At 64.5% G+C, this 20670-nt stretch carries 18 protein-coding genes; 8 read left to right on the top strand and 10 right to left on the bottom strand.

Features of this window, described 5'->3' with window-relative positions:
• Nucleotide 1: 1 nt before the first annotated feature.
• Nucleotides 2–1039 (bottom strand): adenosine deaminase, encoded by a 1038-nt coding sequence (locus tag EV669_RS11865; RefSeq protein WP_132098793.1) that lies wholly within the window; start codon nt 1037–1039, stop codon nt 2–4.
• A gap of 138 nt (nt 1040–1177) precedes the next feature.
• On the opposite strand from EV669_RS11865, the gene EV669_RS11860 reads away from it, so the two are divergent.
• A complete protein-coding gene (locus tag EV669_RS11860; protein ID WP_132098792.1) occupies nt 1178–1633 on the top strand; it encodes a GNAT family N-acetyltransferase in 456 nt (151 codons plus the stop codon).
• Between the two features lie 5 nt (nt 1634–1638).
• Here EV669_RS11860 and mmuM read toward each other — a convergent pair whose 3' ends face one another.
• A complete protein-coding gene (mmuM, locus tag EV669_RS11855) occupies nt 1639–2598 on the bottom strand; it encodes a homocysteine S-methyltransferase (protein ID WP_132098791.1) in 960 nt (319 codons plus the stop codon).
• 234 nt (nt 2599–2832) lie between these two features.
• Between mmuM and EV669_RS11850 the strand changes: the two genes are divergently transcribed.
• Entirely contained in the window at nt 2833–4458 is a 1626-nt protein-coding gene (locus EV669_RS11850) for a methyl-accepting chemotaxis protein (RefSeq protein ID WP_054285315.1), read from the top strand.
• 72 nt (nt 4459–4530) lie between these two features.
• Here the strand turns inward: EV669_RS11850 and EV669_RS11845 are convergent, their stop codons facing one another.
• Complete coding sequence (locus tag EV669_RS11845; RefSeq protein WP_132098790.1) at nt 4531–4743, bottom strand: hypothetical protein; 213 nt, start codon at nt 4741–4743, stop codon at nt 4531–4533.
• 102 nt (nt 4744–4845) lie between these two features.
• Nucleotides 4846–6087: a TIGR03862 family flavoprotein gene (locus EV669_RS11840; protein WP_132098789.1), complete on the bottom strand. Its 1242-nt coding sequence runs from the start codon at nt 6085–6087 to the stop codon at nt 4846–4848.
• A 195-nt stretch (nt 6088–6282) separates the two neighbouring features.
• On the opposite strand from EV669_RS11840, the gene dbpA reads away from it, so the two are divergent.
• Nucleotides 6283–7671, top strand: a complete 1389-nt coding sequence (dbpA, locus tag EV669_RS11835) for an ATP-dependent RNA helicase DbpA (protein WP_318271451.1) — start codon at nt 6283–6285, stop codon at nt 7669–7671.
• Nucleotides 7672–7678: 7 nt separating this feature from the next.
• On the top strand, nt 7679–8281 hold the full coding sequence (locus tag EV669_RS11830) for a uracil-DNA glycosylase family protein (RefSeq protein ID WP_054285319.1): 603 nt from the start codon (nt 7679–7681) through the stop codon (nt 8279–8281).
• A 48-nt stretch (nt 8282–8329) separates the two neighbouring features.
• On the opposite strand, the gene speA is transcribed toward EV669_RS11830, so the two are convergent.
• Entirely contained in the window at nt 8330–10216 is a 1887-nt protein-coding gene (gene speA / locus EV669_RS11825; protein ID WP_132098787.1) for an arginine decarboxylase, read from the bottom strand.
• Between the two features lie 438 nt (nt 10217–10654).
• On the opposite strand from speA, the gene EV669_RS11820 reads away from it, so the two are divergent.
• The gene (locus EV669_RS11820; RefSeq protein ID WP_054285321.1) at nt 10655–10849 is read left to right on the top strand and encodes a hypothetical protein; all 195 of its coding nucleotides are present in this window, start codon (nt 10655–10657) and stop codon (nt 10847–10849) included.
• Between the two features lie 108 nt (nt 10850–10957).
• Here the strand turns inward: EV669_RS11820 and EV669_RS11815 are convergent, their stop codons facing one another.
• The 5 genes from EV669_RS11815 to EV669_RS11795 all read right to left on the bottom strand — a co-directional run bounded on the left by EV669_RS11815 (nt 10958) and on the right by EV669_RS11795 (nt 17736).
• Nucleotides 10958–12247 carry an NAD(P)/FAD-dependent oxidoreductase gene (locus EV669_RS11815; protein WP_054285322.1) on the bottom strand — a complete coding sequence of 430 codons (1290 nt, stop codon included), beginning with the start codon at nt 12245–12247 and terminating at the stop codon, nt 10958–10960.
• A 129-nt stretch (nt 12248–12376) separates the two neighbouring features.
• Nucleotides 12377–13273 carry an ABC transporter permease subunit gene (locus tag EV669_RS11810; protein WP_054285323.1) on the bottom strand — a complete coding sequence of 299 codons (897 nt, stop codon included), beginning with the start codon at nt 13271–13273 and terminating at the stop codon, nt 12377–12379.
• Complete coding sequence (locus EV669_RS11805) at nt 13266–14183, bottom strand: ABC transporter permease subunit (protein WP_132098786.1); 918 nt, start codon at nt 14181–14183, stop codon at nt 13266–13268. Before EV669_RS11805 ends, EV669_RS11810 begins: the two co-directional genes overlap by 8 nt.
• Before the next feature lie 10 nt (nt 14184–14193).
• Complete coding sequence (locus EV669_RS11800) at nt 14194–15345, bottom strand: ABC transporter ATP-binding protein (RefSeq protein WP_054285325.1); 1152 nt, start codon at nt 15343–15345, stop codon at nt 14194–14196.
• Between the two features lie 579 nt (nt 15346–15924).
• The gene (locus tag EV669_RS11795) at nt 15925–17736 is read right to left on the bottom strand and encodes a GGDEF domain-containing protein (protein WP_132098785.1); all 1812 of its coding nucleotides are present in this window, start codon (nt 17734–17736) and stop codon (nt 15925–15927) included.
• 154 nt (nt 17737–17890) lie between these two features.
• On the opposite strand from EV669_RS11795, the gene EV669_RS11790 reads away from it, so the two are divergent.
• From EV669_RS11790 to astE, 3 genes are all read left to right on the top strand, one after another.
• Nucleotides 17891–18682 carry an alpha/beta fold hydrolase gene (locus tag EV669_RS11790; RefSeq protein WP_132098784.1) on the top strand — a complete coding sequence of 264 codons (792 nt, stop codon included), beginning with the start codon at nt 17891–17893 and terminating at the stop codon, nt 18680–18682.
• 31 nt (nt 18683–18713) lie between these two features.
• Nucleotides 18714–19499, top strand: coding sequence for an enoyl-CoA hydratase-related protein (locus tag EV669_RS11785; protein ID WP_054285327.1), 786 nt, complete (start codon nt 18714–18716; stop codon nt 19497–19499).
• A gap of 134 nt (nt 19500–19633) precedes the next feature.
• Nucleotides 19634–20632, top strand: a complete 999-nt coding sequence (gene astE, locus EV669_RS11780) for a succinylglutamate desuccinylase (protein WP_132098783.1) — start codon at nt 19634–19636, stop codon at nt 20630–20632.
• The last annotated feature ends 38 nt before the right edge of the window (nt 20633–20670 follow it).

The following is a 20670-nucleotide window of genomic DNA, read 5'->3' as shown; positions in this document are numbered from 1 at the left end:
CTCAGCCGGCGCTGCCCGCCTGCCAGTCGGCGTGAATGCGCTCTACGTCGGCCAGCCATCGTGCCTGCTCGGCAGCGGGCAGCCAGGCGGCCTCGAAACCGTTGCGCACCAGCCGGACGACCTCGTCCGCGCTCAGGTCGAGCGCTGCGCGGCAGGCGAGGAAGTTCTCCTGCAGATAACCGCCAAAATAGGCAGGATCATCCGAATTGACTGTGGCCAGTAGCCCAGCCTGCAGCATCTGCCGCAGCGGATGCATCGCCAACTGAGGACAGACCTTCAGCCGCACGTTCGAGAGCGGACACACCGTCAGCGGTACCCTCGCTTCGGCCAACCGCTGCACCAGCCCTAGGTCCTCCAGACTGCGCACGCCGTGGTCGATGCGCACCACCTGCAACAGGTCGAGCGCCTCCCACACATAGGCGGGTGGCCCCTCTTCGCCGGCATGGGCCACGCAAGGCAGGCCAAGACTGCGACAACGCGCGAACAGCCGCTGAAACTTGGAGGGCGGGTGACCACGCTCGCTGGAGTCCAAGCCAAAGCCATCGATGCCCGCCAGATGGGGCAGCGCCACCTCCAGGGTGGCCAAGCCATCCTCCTCGCTAAGGTGACGCAGAAAGCTCAGTATCAGGCGGCTGCTGATGCCCAGCCGGCTGCGCGCATCGTCGAGTGCCTGCCGGATGCCGCCGAACGCCACATCGAAAGGAATGCCACGCCCGGTATGTGTCTGGGGATCGAAGAAGATCTCGGTGTGGACGATCCCATCCGCCTGTGCCCGCTCAAGATAGGCCCAGGTCAGGTCGTAGAAGTCCTGCCGGGTGCGCAGCACGTCCGCACCGGCGTAATAGAGATCGAGAAAGGACTGGAGGTCGCTGAAGTCATACGCTGCCCGCAGGGCGTCCACATCGGCATATGGCAGGGCCACGCCATTGCGTTTGGCCAAGGCGAACATCAGTTCCGGCTCCAGCGTGCCCTCGATGTGCAGGTGAAGCTCGGTCTTGGGCAAGCGCCGGATCAGCGCGTCAACAGGGTGCAGGCTCATGGCTAGGCTCCAGCCAGATATGAAGGCGGGCGATGATACCGCGCCGGGCCTGGCGAGGGCCAGCCCTGTCCCGCAGTCTTTACAAACAGGCCTGCCTGCGGTAAGGATGCGCCCCTTTGACCGAAGGAGACCACCCCGATGCCCGTGCGTCCTGCCCGCCTTGCTGACCTGAATACCGTTCATGCCTTGGAGTGCGCCGTCTTCGGCGACCCAGTCTATCCCGCTTTCTTCTTCCGGCAGGCCCACGACCTGTGGCCTTCGCTGTTGCTGGTGGCCGAGGACGACACCACCGGCCGGGTGGTGGGCTACATTCTGGGGGCGCCAGGCGAGGAAGACGGTGCGGCGTGGATCCTCTCGCTGGCAGTGGAGGCCGGCCATCGCGGCCGGGGGTGGGCGCAGAGGCTGCTGTGCCGTCTGATGGAGGCGCTGGCCGCCCGGGGCCGCCGCCGCGCGCGGCTCACAGTGCACCCCGATAACGCCGCCCTCCGCCTTTATCAACGCCATGGTTTTCGCACCTTGGCCGAAGAGCCGCACTATTTCCATGAGAACGACCCGCGGCTGGTGCTGGAGCGTATCCTTCAGCCGGATGACTGAGTGTGTCAGGTCGCCAACGTGGTGCGCCAGGCCGCGAGCGCTGCGATCTCTGCGGGCCCGGTTCGGCAGCAGCCGCCGATAAGCCGGGCCCCGGCCTCCAGCCAGCCTTTGGCAGACGCGGCAAAGCCCGCCGCGTCCCGCGAACCGTGCCAGCATTTGGTGGCTGCATCGTAACCCTCCCCCGAATTGGGGTAGAGCAGCAAGGGCTTGTGGTCAGGCACGGCAGCTGCGGCAGCGAGCAGTGACTGTGCATGACGCGGCGCAGTGCAGTTGAAGCCGATTGCCAGCACCTGCGGGCATGGCGAAAGCTCGGCCACGCACGCGTCCAGTGCCGTGTCTTCACTGATGTGCCGATCATCGGTGCAGGAGAAGCTGATCCATGCCTGGGCGTCGGGAAACTCATTTTCCAGCAGCTGCACCAATGCCTGCGCCTCCAGAAGCGAAGGCAAAGTCTCGCAGGCTAGAAGATCCGGCCCGGCAGCCAGCAGCGCGGCCAGCCGCGGACGGTGAAAATCCATCAGAGTTTTCACGTCCAGACCGTAGTGCCCTCGGTACTCCGACCCGTCCGCCAGCATGGCCCCGTAGGGCCCGACCGAAGCGGCCACCAGCGGCCTCAGGCGACTTGCCCGATCAGCTTCGGCCAACCCTGACCAGTAGGCATCGCGTGCCTCGCGCGCCAGTTGCACCGAGCGCTGCATCAGGCCTGTCGCGGCGTCCGCGCCCAACCCGCGCCCGGCAAAGCCCTCATACGTCGCCTGATAACTGGCGGTTGTCACTACATCGGCCCCTGCCGCCAGATAGGCGGCATGCACCGTACGGATCTTTTCGGGTGCCTCCAGCAACACCTTGGCCGACCACAGCGGATCAGCCAGATCACATCCCATAGGCTCCAGTTCGGTGGCAAGCGCACCATCCAAGAGCACGAAGGGCAGCGTCCGCAGATGGGGGGTGAGTGCATGCTCCATGGCAATCCTTCCTTATCCTGTTTCCGTTAGCGTGCACAAACGCGACACCCTGCGCAAGCACGGCCCCATCCACAGCGAATGCACCTGCACTGTTCTCTGGACAGAAAACATGAAAAATGCTTGGAAGCCCGGTATTCCTTTGTCACAATAGCCCGCTCAATGCTGGGGGAATAAGGCCGTTTTCCCTCAAGGCTGACAACAACGAGGAGGCCGGCGGCGTGCCGGGCAACAGCGATGCGGAGATTTGGAGACTGGCCGGTCTGGGTGCGCCTGACCGGGGCCATCTGGTTCTGTCTGGTTCTGGCGTGGGGGGCCCTGATCGCCTGGGAGACGCAGGTCAGCCGCGAGATCGCCATCGATCAGGCGCGCGACCTTGCGCACAGCATGAACGAGATGACATTGGCGGGGCTCACCGGGATGATGATCACCGGCACTGTGGGACAGCGCGATGTCTTCCTCGACCAGATCCGCGAACTGACCGCCGTGCGCGACCTGCGCGTAATCCGGGGCGAGGCGGTCAGCAAGCTCTACGGCCCGGGGGCCGGAGAGAAAGCCAAGCCGCACGATGACATCGAGCGGGCCGTGCTGGCCACCGGCAAGGCCCATATCGAGATCGAGAACACCCCCCAGCTGGGCGAGCACCTGCGTGTGGTGTACCCCACCCTCGCCTCGCGCAACTACCTCGGCAAGAACTGCATCACCTGCCATCAGGTGCCCGAAAATACCCCGCTGGGTGCAGTGAGCATGCGCATCTCGCTGGAAAAGACCAATGCCGCCGTGACCGCCTTCCGGGACAAGAGCATCCTGTTTGCGCTGATCGTGTCGCTTCCATTGATGGCGGTGGTCTACCTTTTCGTGCGCCGCTTCGTCACCCGTCCGCTGCAGGCAATGTCCGACGGACTGGAGGAGCTGGCCAAAGGGGAAGGCGACCTGACGCGCCGGCTGGCGGTAGCGGGACGGGACGAGATCGGCGCCACGGCCGAACGCTTCAATCGCATGCTGGCGACGATTGCCGAACTGGTACGCCGCGTGGGCCAGTCCGCCACCGATGTCACCCGCTCGGCCCGCCGTCTGGCGGACGACGCGGCCCGGGTGGCCGATGGCTCCCAGCAGCAGAAGGCGCAGTCTGGTGCCGCCGCCGGGACGGTGGAGATCCTCGCTGGCCACATCGGCGAGATCGCAGGCAGTGCAGAGGAAGTCTGCCGGAGGGCTGAGGAAAGCCTGGCACGCGCGGAGGAAGGCCAGCGCAGCCTGGGCCACTTGCGCGACCACGTGGCGGAAGTGGAAAAGGCCGTGGAGATCATGGCCGAGGCCGAGAACGACTTCATGAAGTCCACCAGCGAGATCACGGCCATGACCCAGCAGGTGCGCGAGATCGCCGAACAGACCAACCTGCTTGCCCTCAACGCAGCCATTGAGGCGGCCCGCGCCGGTGAGAGCGGTCGGGGGTTCGCGGTCGTGGCCGACGAAGTGCGCAAGCTGGCTGAAAAATCGGCCGTTTCCGCAGCGCAGATCGACAGTGTGACGGCAGGGCTGGGCAACAAGTCCAATGCGGTGCGCGATGCGCTGGAAGCGAGCCTGGAATCGCTGCAGGCCAGCCGTGCCTCGGCAGACCGGGTGGCGGAGGTGCTGCACACGGCGACTTCGTCCGCCCACTCGGTACGCACGGGGCTGGAGCAGATCGTGCAGGTGACGGTGCACCAGCGCGAGGAAAGCGGCACCGTAACGCGCAACATCGAGGAGATCGCCCGTATGGCCGAGGACAACGATGCTGCGATCCGTCAGGTGGTGGAAGCGAGCGAGGCGCTGGAAACCTTGGCCGAAGACCTGCAACAGTCGGTGTCGCGCTTCAAGGTGTGAGCTGCGGCGCACGGACGCGACACGAAAAGCAGACGGGGCTGAATCAGCCCCCTTTCTGCTTCAGGCGGACGATCAGTGTCCGGTATCGGTGGGCAGGACGGTTGTCTGGCGCAGCGCCCGCATGAAACGCGCATGCGCCAGCGATACCTTAGCCTGGGGCATGTCCATCTGGCGTGCCGCATAGTGGCTGGGCATACCGTCGATCTCCATCAGCCACACGGCTTCCCGGGCATGGGTCTCCAGGCCGATGCGATCGGCCACCTGGTTGAAGTAGGCCAGTTTCATGGTGCTCCTCCTTGTCTTTGGGCCGCCTCGGGGATGACGCAGATCAAACCCGGGCTGTTTTTCCAGCATAGACAAAAAAAGCCCTCCTGCACGGCCTAGACGTTAGCCGGCGTTGGTCAGCCACGTTGCCATCGAAAGACCGGCAGCCCGTCCGGTCGCCAGGCAGGCCGTCAGCAGGTAGCCGCCAGTTGGGGCCTCCCAGTCGAGCATTTCTCCTGCCACGAACACGCCAGGCCGGCTCTTGAGCATGAGGCCGGGGGTCAGGCTTTCGAAGGCCACGCCGCCTGCGGTGCTGATGGCCTCGTCGATCGGCCGCGGCGCATGCACTCTTACCGGCAAAGCCTTGATGCCCGCAGCCAGCAACGCGGGATCGTTGAAGACCTCGCGCGGCAGGCATTCGCGCAGCAGGCCGGCCCGTACACCCTTGAGCCCGAGCCGGCTCTGCAGGTGGCTGGCCATCGAACGCGAACCCCGTGGCCGAGCCACCTCCTGCAGCACCCAGTCCGCCTCCCGGGCGGGCAGCAGATCCAGTTCGAAATGCGCTTGGCCCTCACGGGCAATGGCCTCGCGCAGCGGAGCGGAAAAGGCATAGATCAGTCCGCCTTCCAATCCAGTGGCCGTCACCACGCACTCTCCGAGCCGACTGAGCACCTGGCCATCCGGCAAGCGCATGCAAAGACGCACCGACTTGAGTGGCTGCCCGGCGAACCGTTCGGCAAAATGCGCCGTCCAGCCGGCGTCAAAACCACAGTTGGCGGGCGCAAGCGGCACGACTTCTGCCCCGGCTCCCGCAAGCACGGGCACCCATGCGCCATCGGACCCGAGCTTCTTCCAGCTGGCGCCACCAAGGGCCAGCAGGCAGGCGCGCACCGGCACCGTCCGCAGCCCGTCCGGCGTGGAAAACTGCAGGGCACCGTCCGCGTCCCAGCCCAGCCAGCGATGCCGCACATGAAAGCGCACGCCATGCTCCCGCAGGCGCTGCAGCCAGGCACGCAGGAGCGGTGCAGCCTTCATCTCGCGCGGAAACACCTTTCCCGAACTGCCCACGAAGGTCTCGATGCCCAGCCCATGCACCCAGTCACGCAAGGCCAAGGCGTCGAAACGGTCCAGGTAGGGGCGCAGGACCGCGCTGCGACTGCCATAGCGGGCGACGAACTGCGGCCAGGCTTCGGAGTGGGTGATGTTCATGCCGCCCACACCGGCGAGCAGGAACTTGCGGCCGACCGAGGGCATGGCATCGTAGAGATCGACGACATGGCCCGCTTCGGCCAGCATCTCGGCGGCCATCAGGCCGGCAGGGCCACCACCGACGACGGCAACGGCAGGAGGGGAAAGGTGCGACATGGGTGCTTCCCGAAGAGAGGCCCGGTTGGGCAGGAACGGCGCCCCCCATGCGGGCGGGCGCTGCGGATTGTTGCAGAAACCGTCGCGAAACCCAACCTTCCCTCCGGACTGGCTGCGCCGGAACGGCAACGTTGGCCGAAGCAGCCGCTGGCTGTTACACTCACGCCCCCGTCACCAACATTGCGGCAAGTCCTTGTGAAAGCTGAAAGTTTTTCCCGCCTCCCCCTGCCTGCGGCACTGCTCGCCAACCTTGATGGCCTGGGCTACCACACGATGACCCCGATCCAAGCGGCCAGCCTGCCTGCGGTGCTGGAAGGCCGGGACCTGATCGCCCAGGCCAAGACCGGCAGCGGCAAGACCGCAGCCTTCGGGCTGGGGCTGCTGACAGCGCTGAATCCGCGCTGGTTCGCGGTACAAGGCCTGGTGCTATGCCCCACGCGCGAACTGGCTGAACAGGTGGCGCAGGAAATCCGCCGCCTGGCGCGCACCATCGACAACATCAAGGTGGTGACCCTGACCGGCGGCACACCGATGGGGCCGCAAATCGGCTCCTTGGAGCACGGCGCCCACATCGTGGTGGGCACGCCAGGCCGCCTGCAGGACCACCTCTCCCGTGGCACGCTGGATCTTTCAGGGGTACGCACCCTGGTGCTGGACGAGGCCGACCGGATGGTGGACATGGGTTTCGTGGAGGAGATCGTGGGTATTGTGCGCGCCTGTCCGCGTAAGCGGCAGACGCTGCTGTTCTCAGCGACCTATCCGGACAACATCCGTAAGCTGGCCGCGCAGTTCCTGCACAATCCGCTGGAAGTACGGGTGGAGGCGCTGCACGATGGCGGCAAGATCGAGCAGCGCTTCTTCCGCATCCGGGATGAGATCCGCTTCGATACCGTGGCGCGCATCCTGCAGCATCTTCGGCCAACCTCCACGCTGGTGTTCTGCAACACCAAGGCCCGCTGCCGCGATCTGGCGGCGGCACTTTCGGAGCGCGGTTTCTCGGCCCTGGCGCTTTACGGCGACCTGGAGCAGCGCGACCGTGACCAAATCCTGGTGCGCTTCACCCAGCGCAGCGTGAACGTGCTGGTGGCCACTGACGTGGCCGCCCGCGGGCTGGACATCAAGGACCTGGACCTCGTCATCAACGCCGATGTTACGCACGACCCGGAGGTACACATCCACCGCATCGGGCGCACCGGACGCGGCAGTGAGCAGGGCCGGGCCTACACGCTGGTAAGCGAAGGCGACCAGCGCCGGGCGCTGGCGGTGGAAGGCTATCAGGGCAGCCCGCTGGTATGGGCCCCGCTGGAAAGCCTGACGCCGGCAGCGGGCGGTCCCCTCGTGCCGCCGATGGTGACGCTGGAGATTGCCGGCGGCAAGCGCGACAAACTGCGCCCAGGCGACCTGGTGGGCGCACTGACCGGTGAGGCGGGCATCCTCGGCGACAAGGTAGGCAAGATCGCGGTGTTTGAGTCCGCCACCTTCGTGGCGCTGGACCGCAGCATCGCCCGGCAGGCTTTCGAACGGCTTTCGGCCGGTCGCATCAAGGGCAAGAGTTTCAAGATGCGTTTCGTAGGCGAAGAGTAAGCCGGCGATGGAAAGGCTGCTGCCCCTGCTGGCCGAGATTCGGGCGTGCACGCACTGCGCGTCCGTGCTGCCCTTGGGCCCACGCCCGGTGTTGCAGGCGGCCCCCGGGGCGCGTGTGCTGCTGGTGGGGCAGGCACCTGGCACCAAGGTGCATGCCAGCGGCCGCCCGTTCGACGATGCCTCGGGCGAGCGCCTGCGGCGCTGGCTGGGCGTGGATCACGACACCTTCTACCAGCCCGACTGCTTCGCCATCGTGCCCATGGGGTTCTGCTATCCCGGCAAGCGCGGCAGCGGCGATGCTCCGCCCCGTCCGGAATGCGCAGCCTTGTGGCGCACACGCCTGCTGTCTGCACTGCCCGGCATCCGGCTGACGGTACTGATCGGCCAGTATGCCCAGACCTGGCATCTAGGGTCGGCACGCGGTGCCACTCTTACCGATACGGTGCGCAACTGGCGCCGCTACCTACCGGGTACCTTCGTACTGCCGCACCCCAGCCCACGCAACATCCGCTGGTTTTCGGCCAACCCTTGGTTCGAGTCCGAGGTGGTCCCGGCGCTGCAGGCGGCCGTGGCCGATGCCCTCTCCGGACGGCATGTGCGGCAGCCATGAAAAAGGCCAGCCCACAGGCTGGCCCGGCGCCGATGCCCAAGGCAACGGTCAGACAGACAGATAGGACGACTGTTTGAGGCCGCGGCAGAACTCGGCAAAGAAGTGGTTGCGCTCGTCGGCCGTCAGGCTGGCCGCACGCGCCTTCTCCTCGTAGCGGTTGAGGATCTCATCCGGCTGCAGGTGCACGTAGCGCAGCATGTCCTCGATGGTGTCGTGTTCTTCCACCCCCGCGAACTCCAGCTTGCCGCCGTCGCGCACATAAACGTTGGCCGAATCGGTATCGCCGAATAGGTTGTGCATGTCGCCCAGGATTTCTTGGTACGCGCCCACCAGGAACACCGCGATCAGATATTCCTCGCCCGGCGCCACCTCGTGCACCGACATGGTCGACTCGATGCTCTGCTGGTCCACGTAATGCTTGACCTTCCCGTCCGAGTCGCAGGTGAGATCCTGCAGCACCGCGCGACGGGTGGGCTGCTCGGCCAGTCGGTGTACCGGCATGATCGGTAGCACCTGGTCGATGGCCCAGGTATCCGGCAGGCTCTGGAACACCGAGAAGTTGCAGAAATACTTGTCCGCCAGCTTGTCCGTCAGGTCGTCAAAGACCTGTCGCTGCGAGCGCTGGCTGGTGGTGGCCTGCAACTGGCCATGAAGCCGTCGGCACAGGGCGAAGTACAGCTGTTCGCCTACGGCCTTTTCCTGCAGCGTCAGCCGGCCTTCTGCGTACAGGTCGGCGATATCCGTCATGTGGTGGCTGGCGCGGTAGTAGGTTTCCGTCACCATTTCCGCATCCGTCAGCTGCATCAGCTCGAACAGTTTCTGCACCGGGCGGGCCAGTGCGTTGACGTCCTCCACTTCGGGCAGCGTGTCCGGCAGGCGCTCGGTGTCGGTGACGTTCATCACCAGCACTGCATGGTGTGCGGTCATCGCCCGACCCGACTCGGACATGATGCGCGGATGCGGAATGCCGGCCTCGTCGCAGAATTCGGCCAGCATGCCCACGATCACGCTGGCGTACTCGTCCATGTCGTAGTTGATCGAGCTGGCGTTGCGCGAGTGCGTGCCGTCATAGTCCACGCCCAGGCCGCCCCCCACATCCACATGGTCGATCGGCAGCCCCAGCGCACGCAGCTCGCCGAAGTAGCGGATGGCTTCGCGGAAGCCCACGCGATAGTCGGCGATGTTGGCGATCTGCGAGCCCATGTGGAAATGCAGCAGCCGCACGCACTCTGCCATGCCGGCCGCCTCCAGCTTTTCCTTCACCAGGATGAGCTGTGCGGCCGACAGGCCGAACTTGCCTTTTTCGCCCCCGGTGTCGGCCCACTTGCTGGAAGCCAGCGAGGACAGACGCACCCGCACCCCCACCGTGGGCTGTACGCCGAGTCGGCGGGCCTCCTCGATCACGATGTCCACTTCGGACACTTTTTCGATAACGATGAACACGCTGTGGCCCAGCTTCTGGCCGATCAACGCCAGACGGATGAAGTCGCGGTCCTTATAGCCGTTGCACACGATGGTGCCACCACGCGGCGCCAGCGCCAGCACAGCCATCAGCTCCGGCTTGGAACCGGCTTCGAGTCCGATGGATACATCCGGCGTGGCGATGATGCTTTTAACCACTGCCTCCTGCTGGTTGACCTTGATCGGATACAGCGCGGTGTACCGGTTGCCATAGCCGGTCTGGGCGATCGCATTGTCGAAGGCGCTGCACAGGCGGGTGACACGGTCCTGCAGGATGTCGGGGAAGCGAATCAGGAGCGGCAGATCCAGCCCCTTGTCGGCCAGCTGCCCCACCAGTTCGTAAAGGTCGATCTCGTGCGCTTGGCGCGTATTGGGGCGTACCGTAACGCAGCCGTTCTCGCCCACGTCGAAGTAGCCGGCTCCCCAGTGCCGGATGCCATAAAGGCTCCGGCTGTCAGCCACATTCCAGGCCATGTGTGGTGTCCTTCCCTGTTGGATGATGCAAAAGCGTGCTCCTTAGTGCGCGGCTTTCGGGCTGGGCAGCTTTTATGTGGGCCAGGGATGTCGGAGCGGAACCCTCGTCTGCCATGTGGCAAAAACGAGCGCGGATTTTAGCAACATCGCACGTGAACACAAGCAAAATTTTCCCGCGTCCAATTTAATGAACACCCTGAGGAATCAGGGGCTTAGCGCTGGACGGAAGTGGTTGTCGCAAGACAGAAAAACCGGACCGACCACCCCTTCACATCCTCCTGGCCGTCAAGGATATTGAACAGCCCGCCTACCCCCCGCCGCACCATCCGGCATTCCCGAAAAGCTGTACGAATGCGTCGCATGGCAACAAGCTTCTGATTAATAAAAGAAAACGGTCTGTGGTATACTGTTCGGGTCTTCGTAACCCGAGCAATGCCTATGTTTACCCTGCGTCAGTATCCGACCCGCCGTGTTCATGATGTCCACCCTGCAAATGCCGTGCTCACCCCGGCCACGCCCTACCCTTCCAGCCGTGTCAGCGTCTATGCCATGCTGGTCGGCGCCTTCGATTCCAGCCGGGAAGTTGCCCGCGCCAGCCGGCGCCCCGCTCCACCCGATTCCCATTCATTCTGACCGACGCGCTGCTGAACGGCCCGCTCGCCCCTGATGCGACCTGCGCCCTGTCGGCAAGAAAAAAGCCGGCCCCGATGGCCGGCTTTGTCGTGTCCGGACGCCCGGGCGTTACAGATAGTCCCGCAGGCGGTAATAGGCCATGCCGGCCACCAGCGCAGGCGTGCGGAACAACCGACCACCCGGGAAGTTGCGATGCCGGATGCGCCCGAACAGATCAAAGCGCTCTGCCGAGCCGGCGATGGCTTCGGCCACCAGCCGTCCGGCGATGTTGCTGACATTCACCCCGTGTCCTGAAAACCCCTGTACGTAGTACACGTTGGCCGAAAGGCGGCCGAAATCCGGTGCCCGGTTGACAGTGATGTCACAGTAGCCGCCCCAGGCGTACTCCACCCTCACGTCTTCCAGTTGCGGGAAAACACGCAGCATGTCCTGTCGCATGGCATCGGCCAGGTTGGCAGGTTCGCGGCCCGAATAGCTGACTTTGCCACCGAATAGCAGGCGGTGATCCGCCGAGAGTCGGTAATAGTCGAGTACGAAGTTGGTGTCGCACACTGCCATGTTATTGGCGATCAGCGCACGGGCACGTGCCTCGCCCAGGGGCTCGGTGGCGATGACATAGGTGCCGGCAGGCATGATGCGCCGGTCCAGCTCGGGCACCAGCGCGCCGATGTAGGCATTGCATGCCAGCACCAGATGGCTGCAGCGTACGGCGCCGCGCTCGGTGTGGGCCACGGGCATCGTGCCGTGCTCGATCCGCACTACCGGCGTGTTCTCGTGGATGCGCACGCCAGCGGCCTCGGCCGCCCGCGCCAGGCCCAACGTGTAGTTGAGTGGATGCAGGTGACCCGAGAACCGGTCGTACACGCCGCCCACGTAGCGACCGCTGGCCAGGCGCTCGGCGAGCAGCGGCTGCTCCCAGACCTCCAGATGGGGGTAGTCGAACTCCGCTGCGGCACTGTCGACCCAGGCACGCAACGCTTCCATCTGCCGTGGCTTGACCGCCACGCTGGCAAAGCCCCGCGTCCAGTCGCAGGCAATGCCGTAACGGCGCACGCGACTGTCGATCAGCTCTACCGCTTCCACCGACATCTGCCACATTGTCCGGGCCGCCTCCTCCCCCACCAGACGGCGCAGGCTGTCGGTCTCGCAGGCGTAGCCGGCAATCACTTGCCCGCCGTTGCGGCCGGAGGCGCCAAACCCGACACGCGCCGCCTCCAGCACCACCACCGAGTAGCCACGCTCGGCCAGCTCCAGCGCGGCAGAAAGGCCCGCAAGCCCGCCGCCTACCACACACACGTCGGCCTGGCAGGTTTCGGACAATTCGGGTGAAGGCGGTCGGGGATGGGCCGTGGCAGCGTAATACGAGGGGGCGTGATCCTGGCGGGCAATGGCTAGCATGGTGGTCTTCCGTGTCAGAGGGTGAAATCAGGGAAAGGGATTGGTCTTCAAGATGCACATCCAATGAAAGGGCCGGCTTCCCGAGGGAAGCCGGCGGTCAAGGCGGGCCGTACAAGGGGCCCGCCGGGTTCAGGCACTGGCGGAGGAAACCGCCGAACTAGGGGGGCCGGCCTGCGCGTTCTCGTTCTCGCGCATGGCGGCGGCGATCGCCTTCTCGCGGTTGCGCTGGGCGTTGAGCATCAGGTAGTTGGCGGCTACCACCATGATGCCCACGATCAATACGGTGATCGTGGCCAAGGCATTGATCTCGGGATTCAGGCCCAAGCGTACCTTGGAGAAGATCACCTGCGGCAGCGTGGTGGAGCCGGGGCCGGATAGGAAGGCGGTGGTCACCAGGTCATCCAGCGACAGCGTGATCGACAGCAGGAAGCCCGAAGCGATCGCCTGCGAGATCAGCGGCAGGGTGATGACGAAGAAGATCTTGAGTGGGCGAGCGCCCAAGTCCATCGCCGCATCCTCCAGCGTCTTGTCAATCTCGATCAACCGCGAACGCACCACCACTGCCACGTAGGCCATGCACAGGGTGGTGTGCCCAACCCAGATGGTAAAGAAGCCGCGTTCGGAAGGTTGGCCGAAGAGCTGCTGCATCGAGATGAACAGCAACAGCATCGACAGCCCGGTAATCACCTCCGGCATCACCATTGGCGCGGTCATCATCCCGGCAAACAGCGTACTGCCACGGAAGCGCTTGAAGCGTGCCAGCACGAAACCGGCCACCGTCCCCAGCACCACGGCCGCGGTGGCACTGGCCAGTGCGATGCGGATCGACAGTCCCACCGCCGACAGGATCTGCTCGTTGTGGAATAGCGAGACATACCAGCGGGTGGAGAAGCCACCCCATACTGTCACCAGCTTCGAGGCATTGAACGAGTAGACGATCAGGCTGACGATGGGCAGGTACAGGAACAGAAACCCTGCCACCAGCACACCCTTGAGTACGGGCGAAAGCTTGTTGCCGTTATACATTCTTGCCCTCCAGCTCGCGCGTTTCGTACCGGTGGAAGAGCCCGATCGGAACGATCAGCAGCAGCACCATCACCGTGGCCACGGCCGCAGCCATCGGCCAGTTGTTGTTGTCGAAAAATTCGTTCCACAGCACCTTGCCGATCATCAGTGTGTCCGGTCCGCCCACCAGTTCGGGAATCACAAACTCGCCCACCGCAGGGATGAACACCATCATCGAGCCGGCGATGATGCCGTTCTTGGACAGCGGCAGCGTGATGGCGAAGAAGGCCTTCAGCGGCCGGGCACCCAGATCGTTGGCCGCTTCCAGCAGACGGATGTCCATCTTCACCAGATGGGCATAGAGCGGCAGGATCATGAAGGGCAGATAGGCGTACACCATGACCAGATAGAGCGAGAAGGTGTTGTGGAACATCTCCAGCGGCTCGCTGATCAGCCCGACGGACATCAGCAGATGGTTGATGATGCCATTGGGCTTGAGGAGCCCCATCCACGCATACACGCGCAGCAGGAAGGAGGTCCAGAAGGGCAGCATCACCAGCATCAGCAACACATTGCGCCGGGCCGGATCGGTGCGGGCGATCGCATAGGCGATCGGATAGCCGATCAGCAGGCACATCACCGTGGTGAAGAAGGCTACTCTCAGCGACGACAGGTAGGTGTCGGCATACAGTTCGTCACCGAAGATGAACTGGAAGTTGGCCAGGTTGAGCGTGACGTGCAGCAACCCACCGTCCTCGTAGTTCAGCAGGCTGGTGAACGGCGGGATGGCGATATCCTGCTCGGCAAAGCTGATCTTGAGCACGATGAGGAAGGGCACTGCGAAGAAGACCAGCAGCCAGAAGTACGGCACTGCGATTACCGTGGCCCGGCCGGGGCGCAGCCACTTGCGGGCAAAACGCTTGAAGTTCATCGCCGTCTCCTCAGCGTGTCATGACCACCGGCAGGTCGGGCCGCCAGCTGACGTATACCGTCTCGTCCCAGGTGGGCGCTTCCTCACCGGCCTCGTACCAGCGCGAGGACGGCACCATGGACTTGATCACTTTGCCCGAGGGCAAACGCACGTGATAGACGGAGTAGCTGCCAAGATAGGCGATCTCCACCACCGTGCCGCGGGCGCTGTTCACACCGGGTGTGGCCGGCGGCTTGCGGTCCAGCCGCACGTCTTCGGGGCGGATGCTGGTCCATACCTGCATACCCTTGGGGCCGGTGATACCGTGGTCGATCCAGATGCGGCCTTCCAGCTCTGGCACATCGATCTCGACGTGGTCGGGCTCGTCCACCGACACCATGCCGGTGAGCAGGTTGGTCTCGCCGATGAATTCCGCGGTGAAGCGGCAGTTGGGATAGTCGTAGATTTCCCCCGGCGTGCCCACCTGTAGCAGCTGGCCTTCGCTCATGATGCCGATGCGCGTGGCCATGGTCATGGCCTCTTCCTGGTCGTGCGTGACCATGATGCAGGTCACTCCCACCTTTTCCAGGGTGTTCACCAGTTCAAGCTGGGTCTGCTGGCGCAGCTTCTTGTCCAGCGCACCGAGCGGTTCGTCCAGAAGCAGCAGCTTGGGGCGCTTGGCAAGGCTGCGTGCCAAGGCGACGCGCTGTTGCTGGCCACCCGAAAGCTGGTAGGGCTTGCGGTGCGCATACTTGCGCATCTGCACCAGATCCAGCATTTCCGCCACACGGCTTTCGATCTCGCCCTTGGGCAACTTGTCCTGCTTAAGGCCGAAGGCGATGTTCTGCTCCACCGACATGTGCGGGAACAGCGCATAGCTCTGGAACATCATGTTGATTGGCCGGTCGTAGGGGGCCAAGTGAGTGATGTCCTGGCCGTCCAGCACGATGCGGCCGGACGTGGGGCGCTCCATACCCGCCAGCATGCGCAGCAGCGTGGACTTGCCACAGCCAGAGCTGCCAAGAAGGGCAAAGATCTCATGCTGGCGAATGTCCAGGTCGACGTGGTCCACGGCCACGTTGTCGCCGAACTTCTTGAAGATGCCGGAAATCTGCAGATACGGCGTATTGTGTGCCTGCACACCGGTCTGAACCGGTGCGGCGGCAGCCACGGCTTCCATCATGGTGCTACTCCCTCCACACGCCGGCCGCTTGGCCGGCTTTGACAGGAAAAGGGCCCCTACGGGCAGGCTTTAACGAGACAGGCGCCCACGCAAAAAACCCGCGTGGCTAGGCAGGCGGGCAGCTGGGACTGTCGTGTACGAAACGGGGAGGAAAGCCGCAGCCATGCGGCCGGACGCATGGTCATACCCCTCGTGCCGGCGCGGGTGGCGCGCCTTGCGGGGCTGGCTTGCGGACAGCAGGGCTTGATGCATGTGGGCTCCTCAATATTCTCCTTGGCGGCCAGGCCGCCCCCCTTCGGCCAACGTGGGCCGTTTTTTCTTGTTGCGGGGTGTGGGACAAGGACCGGCTCTACGGCCAGTCTCACTGTTTCCTGCGTGCTCGTGCACGTCTGTGAAACCAGCTTATCCCACGTTTAATAAAATTGACAAGCCCGTGAATCGCCGTCTCGCGCATCCGGTATACATTACTCATTGAAAACAGGGCTTCGCTGCGCCGCAGCAGATACACAAAAGCCGGCCAGGCTTGAAACCTGCCGGCTTTTGTGGTGCGTGGCTTGTTTAATACATCGAACGAATCGGTCACGCCCCCCTGTCTGGCGGGCATAGCCCACGCCGCTCGACGAACAGGCTGCTGCCTGGCTGTTTCTTGGCCATCTTCTTGGCCTCCGCCAAGGCGGACGCCACCTCGTGGTGCGAGAGGAACTGCCCGGCACGCGCACGCACCACCCCGATGGACACCGTGGTCAGTGGAAAGAAGGTGACCTCACCGGTACGGCCGACCACCTCGTAGCCACCCAGTGACAGATGCCCTGGCTCGAAAAATACCCGCACCCGGCTGTCGAAAGCCTGCAACACCTGTTCGAGGCGCAGCTGCCAATCCGGGCTTTGCATGAGCAGGATGAAATCATCGCCACCTACATGGCCCACGAAGTCGCGCTCCCCGTCGGCCTGCTCCACCAGCAATTGTCCCAGCAGCCGGATCAGGTCGTCGCCCGCCGAATATCCGTACAGGTCGTTGAAGGGCTTGAAATGGTCCAGATCGGCGTAGGCGATCACGAACGGCACCGAGGCATCCAGCAGCCGGTCGATGGTCTCGTTGATCGGCACGTTGCCCGGCAGGCCGGTCAGCGGGTTGGCATATCGGGCCGCCGAGATCTGCTGCTCGGTGATCTTGCGCATCAGTTCGAAGCCGGTGCCCATACCCAGATAGCGTCCGTGCTCGGTGATGATGAAGCCGTCGATCAGATACCGGCGTTCGGCGGCCACCACCAAGTGGGAAAGTTCGTGTAGCGACAGGTCTGCATTCACGATCAGCGGCTGCTTGTCCATCATGTGCCGGCAGGGCTTCTTGCCGTAAAGCTCACGGTTGAAAGGTTTGGCGAAGCTCTCCAGGATGTGATGGCGCCGCAGCAGACCCACCGGCGTGCCGTCGCCCTCCACCACTGGAATGGCAAAGCGGTCGGGGTCGGCTGCGAACAGACGGTAGGCCGTTTCATTGGAAGTGGTCGGCGCCACGCACTCCACGTCCAGCAGGAGATCGCGTGCACGGGTCTGGACCTGCAGGCCCAGCCGGCCCCGGCCGCCCGGCCACTCCGTCCCCTCGGGCGCATTGGTCAGCTCCATGGGCGGTGTAGCGCTGGGGCGGGCCAGCAGGTAACCCTGCCCGTAGCGCACTCCCAGGCGTTGCAGCATGCGCAGCTCGGCGGCGGTTTCGATGCCCTCTGCCACCAGAAAGGCACCGGACTGGCGGGCGATGTCCACCATGGAGCGGACGAACTGCTCCTTCAGTGGATCATGATGCAAGTTCTGCACGAAGTGCTTGTCCAGCTTGACGAAATCCGGGCGCAGCTCCGACCACAGCCGCAGGTTCGAGAAGCCCTCGCCCAGGTCGTCCAGTGCGATGCGGAACCCGCTGCGGCGGTAATGTGCCGTCGCCTCGCGCAGCGCGGGATAGCTGGCGTTGGGGTGGGTTTCCGTCAGTTCGATGATGATGCGCTCGGACGCCAGGCCGATGCGGTCGAGGAAAGCCAGTGTCTCGCCACCGCGATGGCGCGGCTCCATCAGGCACATCGGATTGATGTTCATGAACAGCCAGCCCGGCAGCCCCAGTTCGGCGAAGCGTTCTGCGGTGATCTGCCGGCAGGCCTGATCCAGCTGTACCGTCAGGCCGCACTGCGCTGCCCGCTCGAAGAGGTTCACCGGCGAGTGCAACGGGGTATTCGAAGGACCCCGGATCAGCCCCTCGAAGCCGATCACCCGGCCGGTCTCCAGATCGGCAATCGGCTGGAAAACCGGCTGAAGCCGCCGGCTGGCGATGATTTCCTCCAGTTCGGAACACCGGGGCGCAAGCGCTCCGTCCAAGGGCAGGCAGACCTCTGTCAGGCTGAACATCGATGCGTGAACCGCTGCAAAATGGGAGAACGCACTGTAGCGCGCAGGTGTGACAAAAAGGTGACACTGCTGCCCCCACAGGCCATCTTTCCCAAGGAAGCTGTCAGCGGTCCTGTCACGCTCTAGAATGAAGGAAAGTCCACCGGAAACAGACATGCCTCATGCCATGCTGGCGGCCCACCGCCTCTACTACGAAGAGACCGGGCGTAAAGACGGCCCGGTGCTGGTGCTGCTCAATGGTCTGACGATGAGCACGGCCGCCTGGAGCCTGATGCTGCCCGCGCTGGAGGCCCGCTACCGGCTGATTCGCCTGGATTTCGTCGGCCAAGGACAGTCGGATAAACCTGAGGCGCCGTTCTACCCACTGGATCGCCAAGCCGCCGACCTCGCCGCCCTGCTGGACTGGCGCGGGATCGGCCGCTGCCACATGGCCGGCCTTTCCTATGGCGGGCTGGTGGCCCAGCATTTCGCCCGCGACTTCGGCCAACGTTTGAAGCGCCTTCTGCTGGCCGCTACCTTTGCCCGGTCCGGCGCAGTGAACGCCGCGCTGGGCACGGCTTGGCAGGCGGTGCAGACAGCCGGGGGCGCGGCACTGCGCCAGCAGGTCAGCCTGCCATGGTTCTTCTCCGACACCTTTCTTACAGAGCAGGCCGTTCGCCTGCCGGAACTGGCCCGTGTGGCTGCAGAGGTGGACTGGCCGGCCTGCCTGCGTCTGATGGAAGGCGCCGGTCGACACGATGCCCGGTCCTGGCTGGGCCAGGTGCGCTGTCCGGTCAGGGTGGTGGTGGGCAGCGCCGACCGGCTGACACCGCCCTACGAGGCGGAAGCACTGGTCACCGCCCTGCCCGATGCGCACCTCGAAATTGTGCCGGGTGCAGGGCATGCCCTGCATCTGGAAGCCCCGGCGGCCCTTGCCCGGGCGATTATCGAACACTGTACCGACTGAACGGCCGCAACCCGCCCACAAAGGAGAAACAATGAACGAAGCGGTGACCCTTTCGATCGATGCCAGAGGGGTGGCAGTCATCGCCCTCAACCGGCCCGAACTGCACAATGCCCTCGACGACCACGCCGTGGCCCTGCTCTGCCGCCACCTGACCCGTCTGGCCGAAGACCGTTCGGTGCGGGTGGTGGTGCTCACCGGCAATGGCATTAGTTTCTCCACGGGTCATGACATCGACTGGATGCGGCGCATGGCCACCAGCACGCCCGAAGCCCTGCAGACGGATGCGCGTCAGGTGGCACAGATGCTGGCGCTGCTCGATACCCTGCCACAACCGACCATTGCACGGGTGCACGGGTCGGCCTTCGGCATGGGAGCGGGCCTTGTCGCGTGCTGCGACGTGGCCATTGGGGTGTCGGATGCCCTCTTCGGATTCTCCGACGTAAAGCTGGGGGTGATTCCGGCGATGGTCGCCCCCTACATCATCCGCGCCATCGGAGAACGGGCGACCCGGCGTTATTTCATTACTGCCGAACGCTTCAATGCGGGCAAGGCCAAGCGCCTTGGCCTGCTGCACCAGGTAGTGGAAAACGACGAGATCGACTATGCGGTAGACCATATGGTGTCCCACCTGCTCATCAACGGACCGCATGCGATGACCGCAGCCAAGCATCTGGTGGCCACTATCGGATCGGCCGGCCTCTCGCCCGGGGTGACCGATCTGACGGTGGACACCATCGTGCGCCTCCGGGGGAGCGACGAGGGACGTGAAGGCATCCTTGCCTTCCTGGAAAAACGCAAACCAGGCTGGGTGGACTAGCCGGCACGGTTGGCCGAAGGCCGGCCGCCTCTTACCGATTCACGCCACAAACGTACGCAAGCCCGGCAGCGCTCTTGGCGCACGCCGGACTTGCTCTAGAATCGGAAGCTTGAGTCCAACCTTGCGGGGCAGCCATGTCGACCACCCACCCTTACGGCGATCTTCTTGCCTTCACCCTCACCTCGCCCGAGGCCATCCCTCCCAGCCTGACGCTGGAAGCCGGTATTGAAGCCACAGGGGTCGCACCCGGGGTCGCTATCCTACGGCCCACCCGTCCGCACCAAGAGGCCTTCATCCTGCTGTCGGCGGGCATCCACGGCAATGAAACCGCACCGGTGGAAGTGCTCAACCGCATCGTGGCCGACCTGTGCGACGGACGGCTGCCGCTGGACGTCACGGTGATGGTGATGTTCGGCAACCCGGCCGCGCTGGTCGCTGGCAGGCGCTATTTGGACTACGACATGAACCGCCTGTTCATGGGACGCCACGCGGGCCAGCTGCAGGCCGTAGAGGCCCGGCGGGCTGCGCAACTGGAAGAGATGGCCCGCGCGTTCTTCACCCAGGCCGACGCGGGCGCACGACGCTGGCACTACGACCTGCACACTGCCATTCGTGGTTCGGTCTTCGAGCAGTTCGGCATCTACCCCTTCCCGGACGGACGTCCGCACGACCGAAGCGAGCTGGCGTGGTTGGCCGAAGCCGGCATCGGCACGGTGCTGCTCCACAGCCAGCCCTCCGCCACGTTCAGCTATTTCACCAGTCACCACTTCGGTGCCCATGCCTTCACGCTGGAGCTGGGCAAGGCCCGCCCCTTCGGGCAGAACGACCTGCCTCGCTTTGCCGGCATCGACCGTGCGCTGCGTCGGCGCCTGGCCGGACTGGGCAGCACAGCCGGCATCCAGCCGCAGCTATACCGCGCCAAGTACGACCTCATCAAGGAAACCGAGGCCTTCACCCTGTACCTTGCGGACGACGTGGAGAACTTTACCCCTCTGCCTGACGGTTACCTGATCGCGGAAGACGTAGGCATGCGCTATGTCGCCCACGGAGGGCAGGAGCGCATCCTCTTTCCCAACCCCAAGGTTGCCTGCGGGCTGCGCGCCGGCATCGTGGTGGAGCCTGCCACGCTCTGACCCCCGGGCATGCCATGAAAAACGGCGTGCCCTTTGGC

Source organism: Gulbenkiania mobilis (assembly GCA_004346645.1).
Taxonomy (GTDB): domain Bacteria; phylum Pseudomonadota; class Gammaproteobacteria; order Burkholderiales; family Chromobacteriaceae; genus Gulbenkiania; species Gulbenkiania mobilis.
This window is presented reverse-complemented; position numbering and strand designations above follow the sequence as displayed.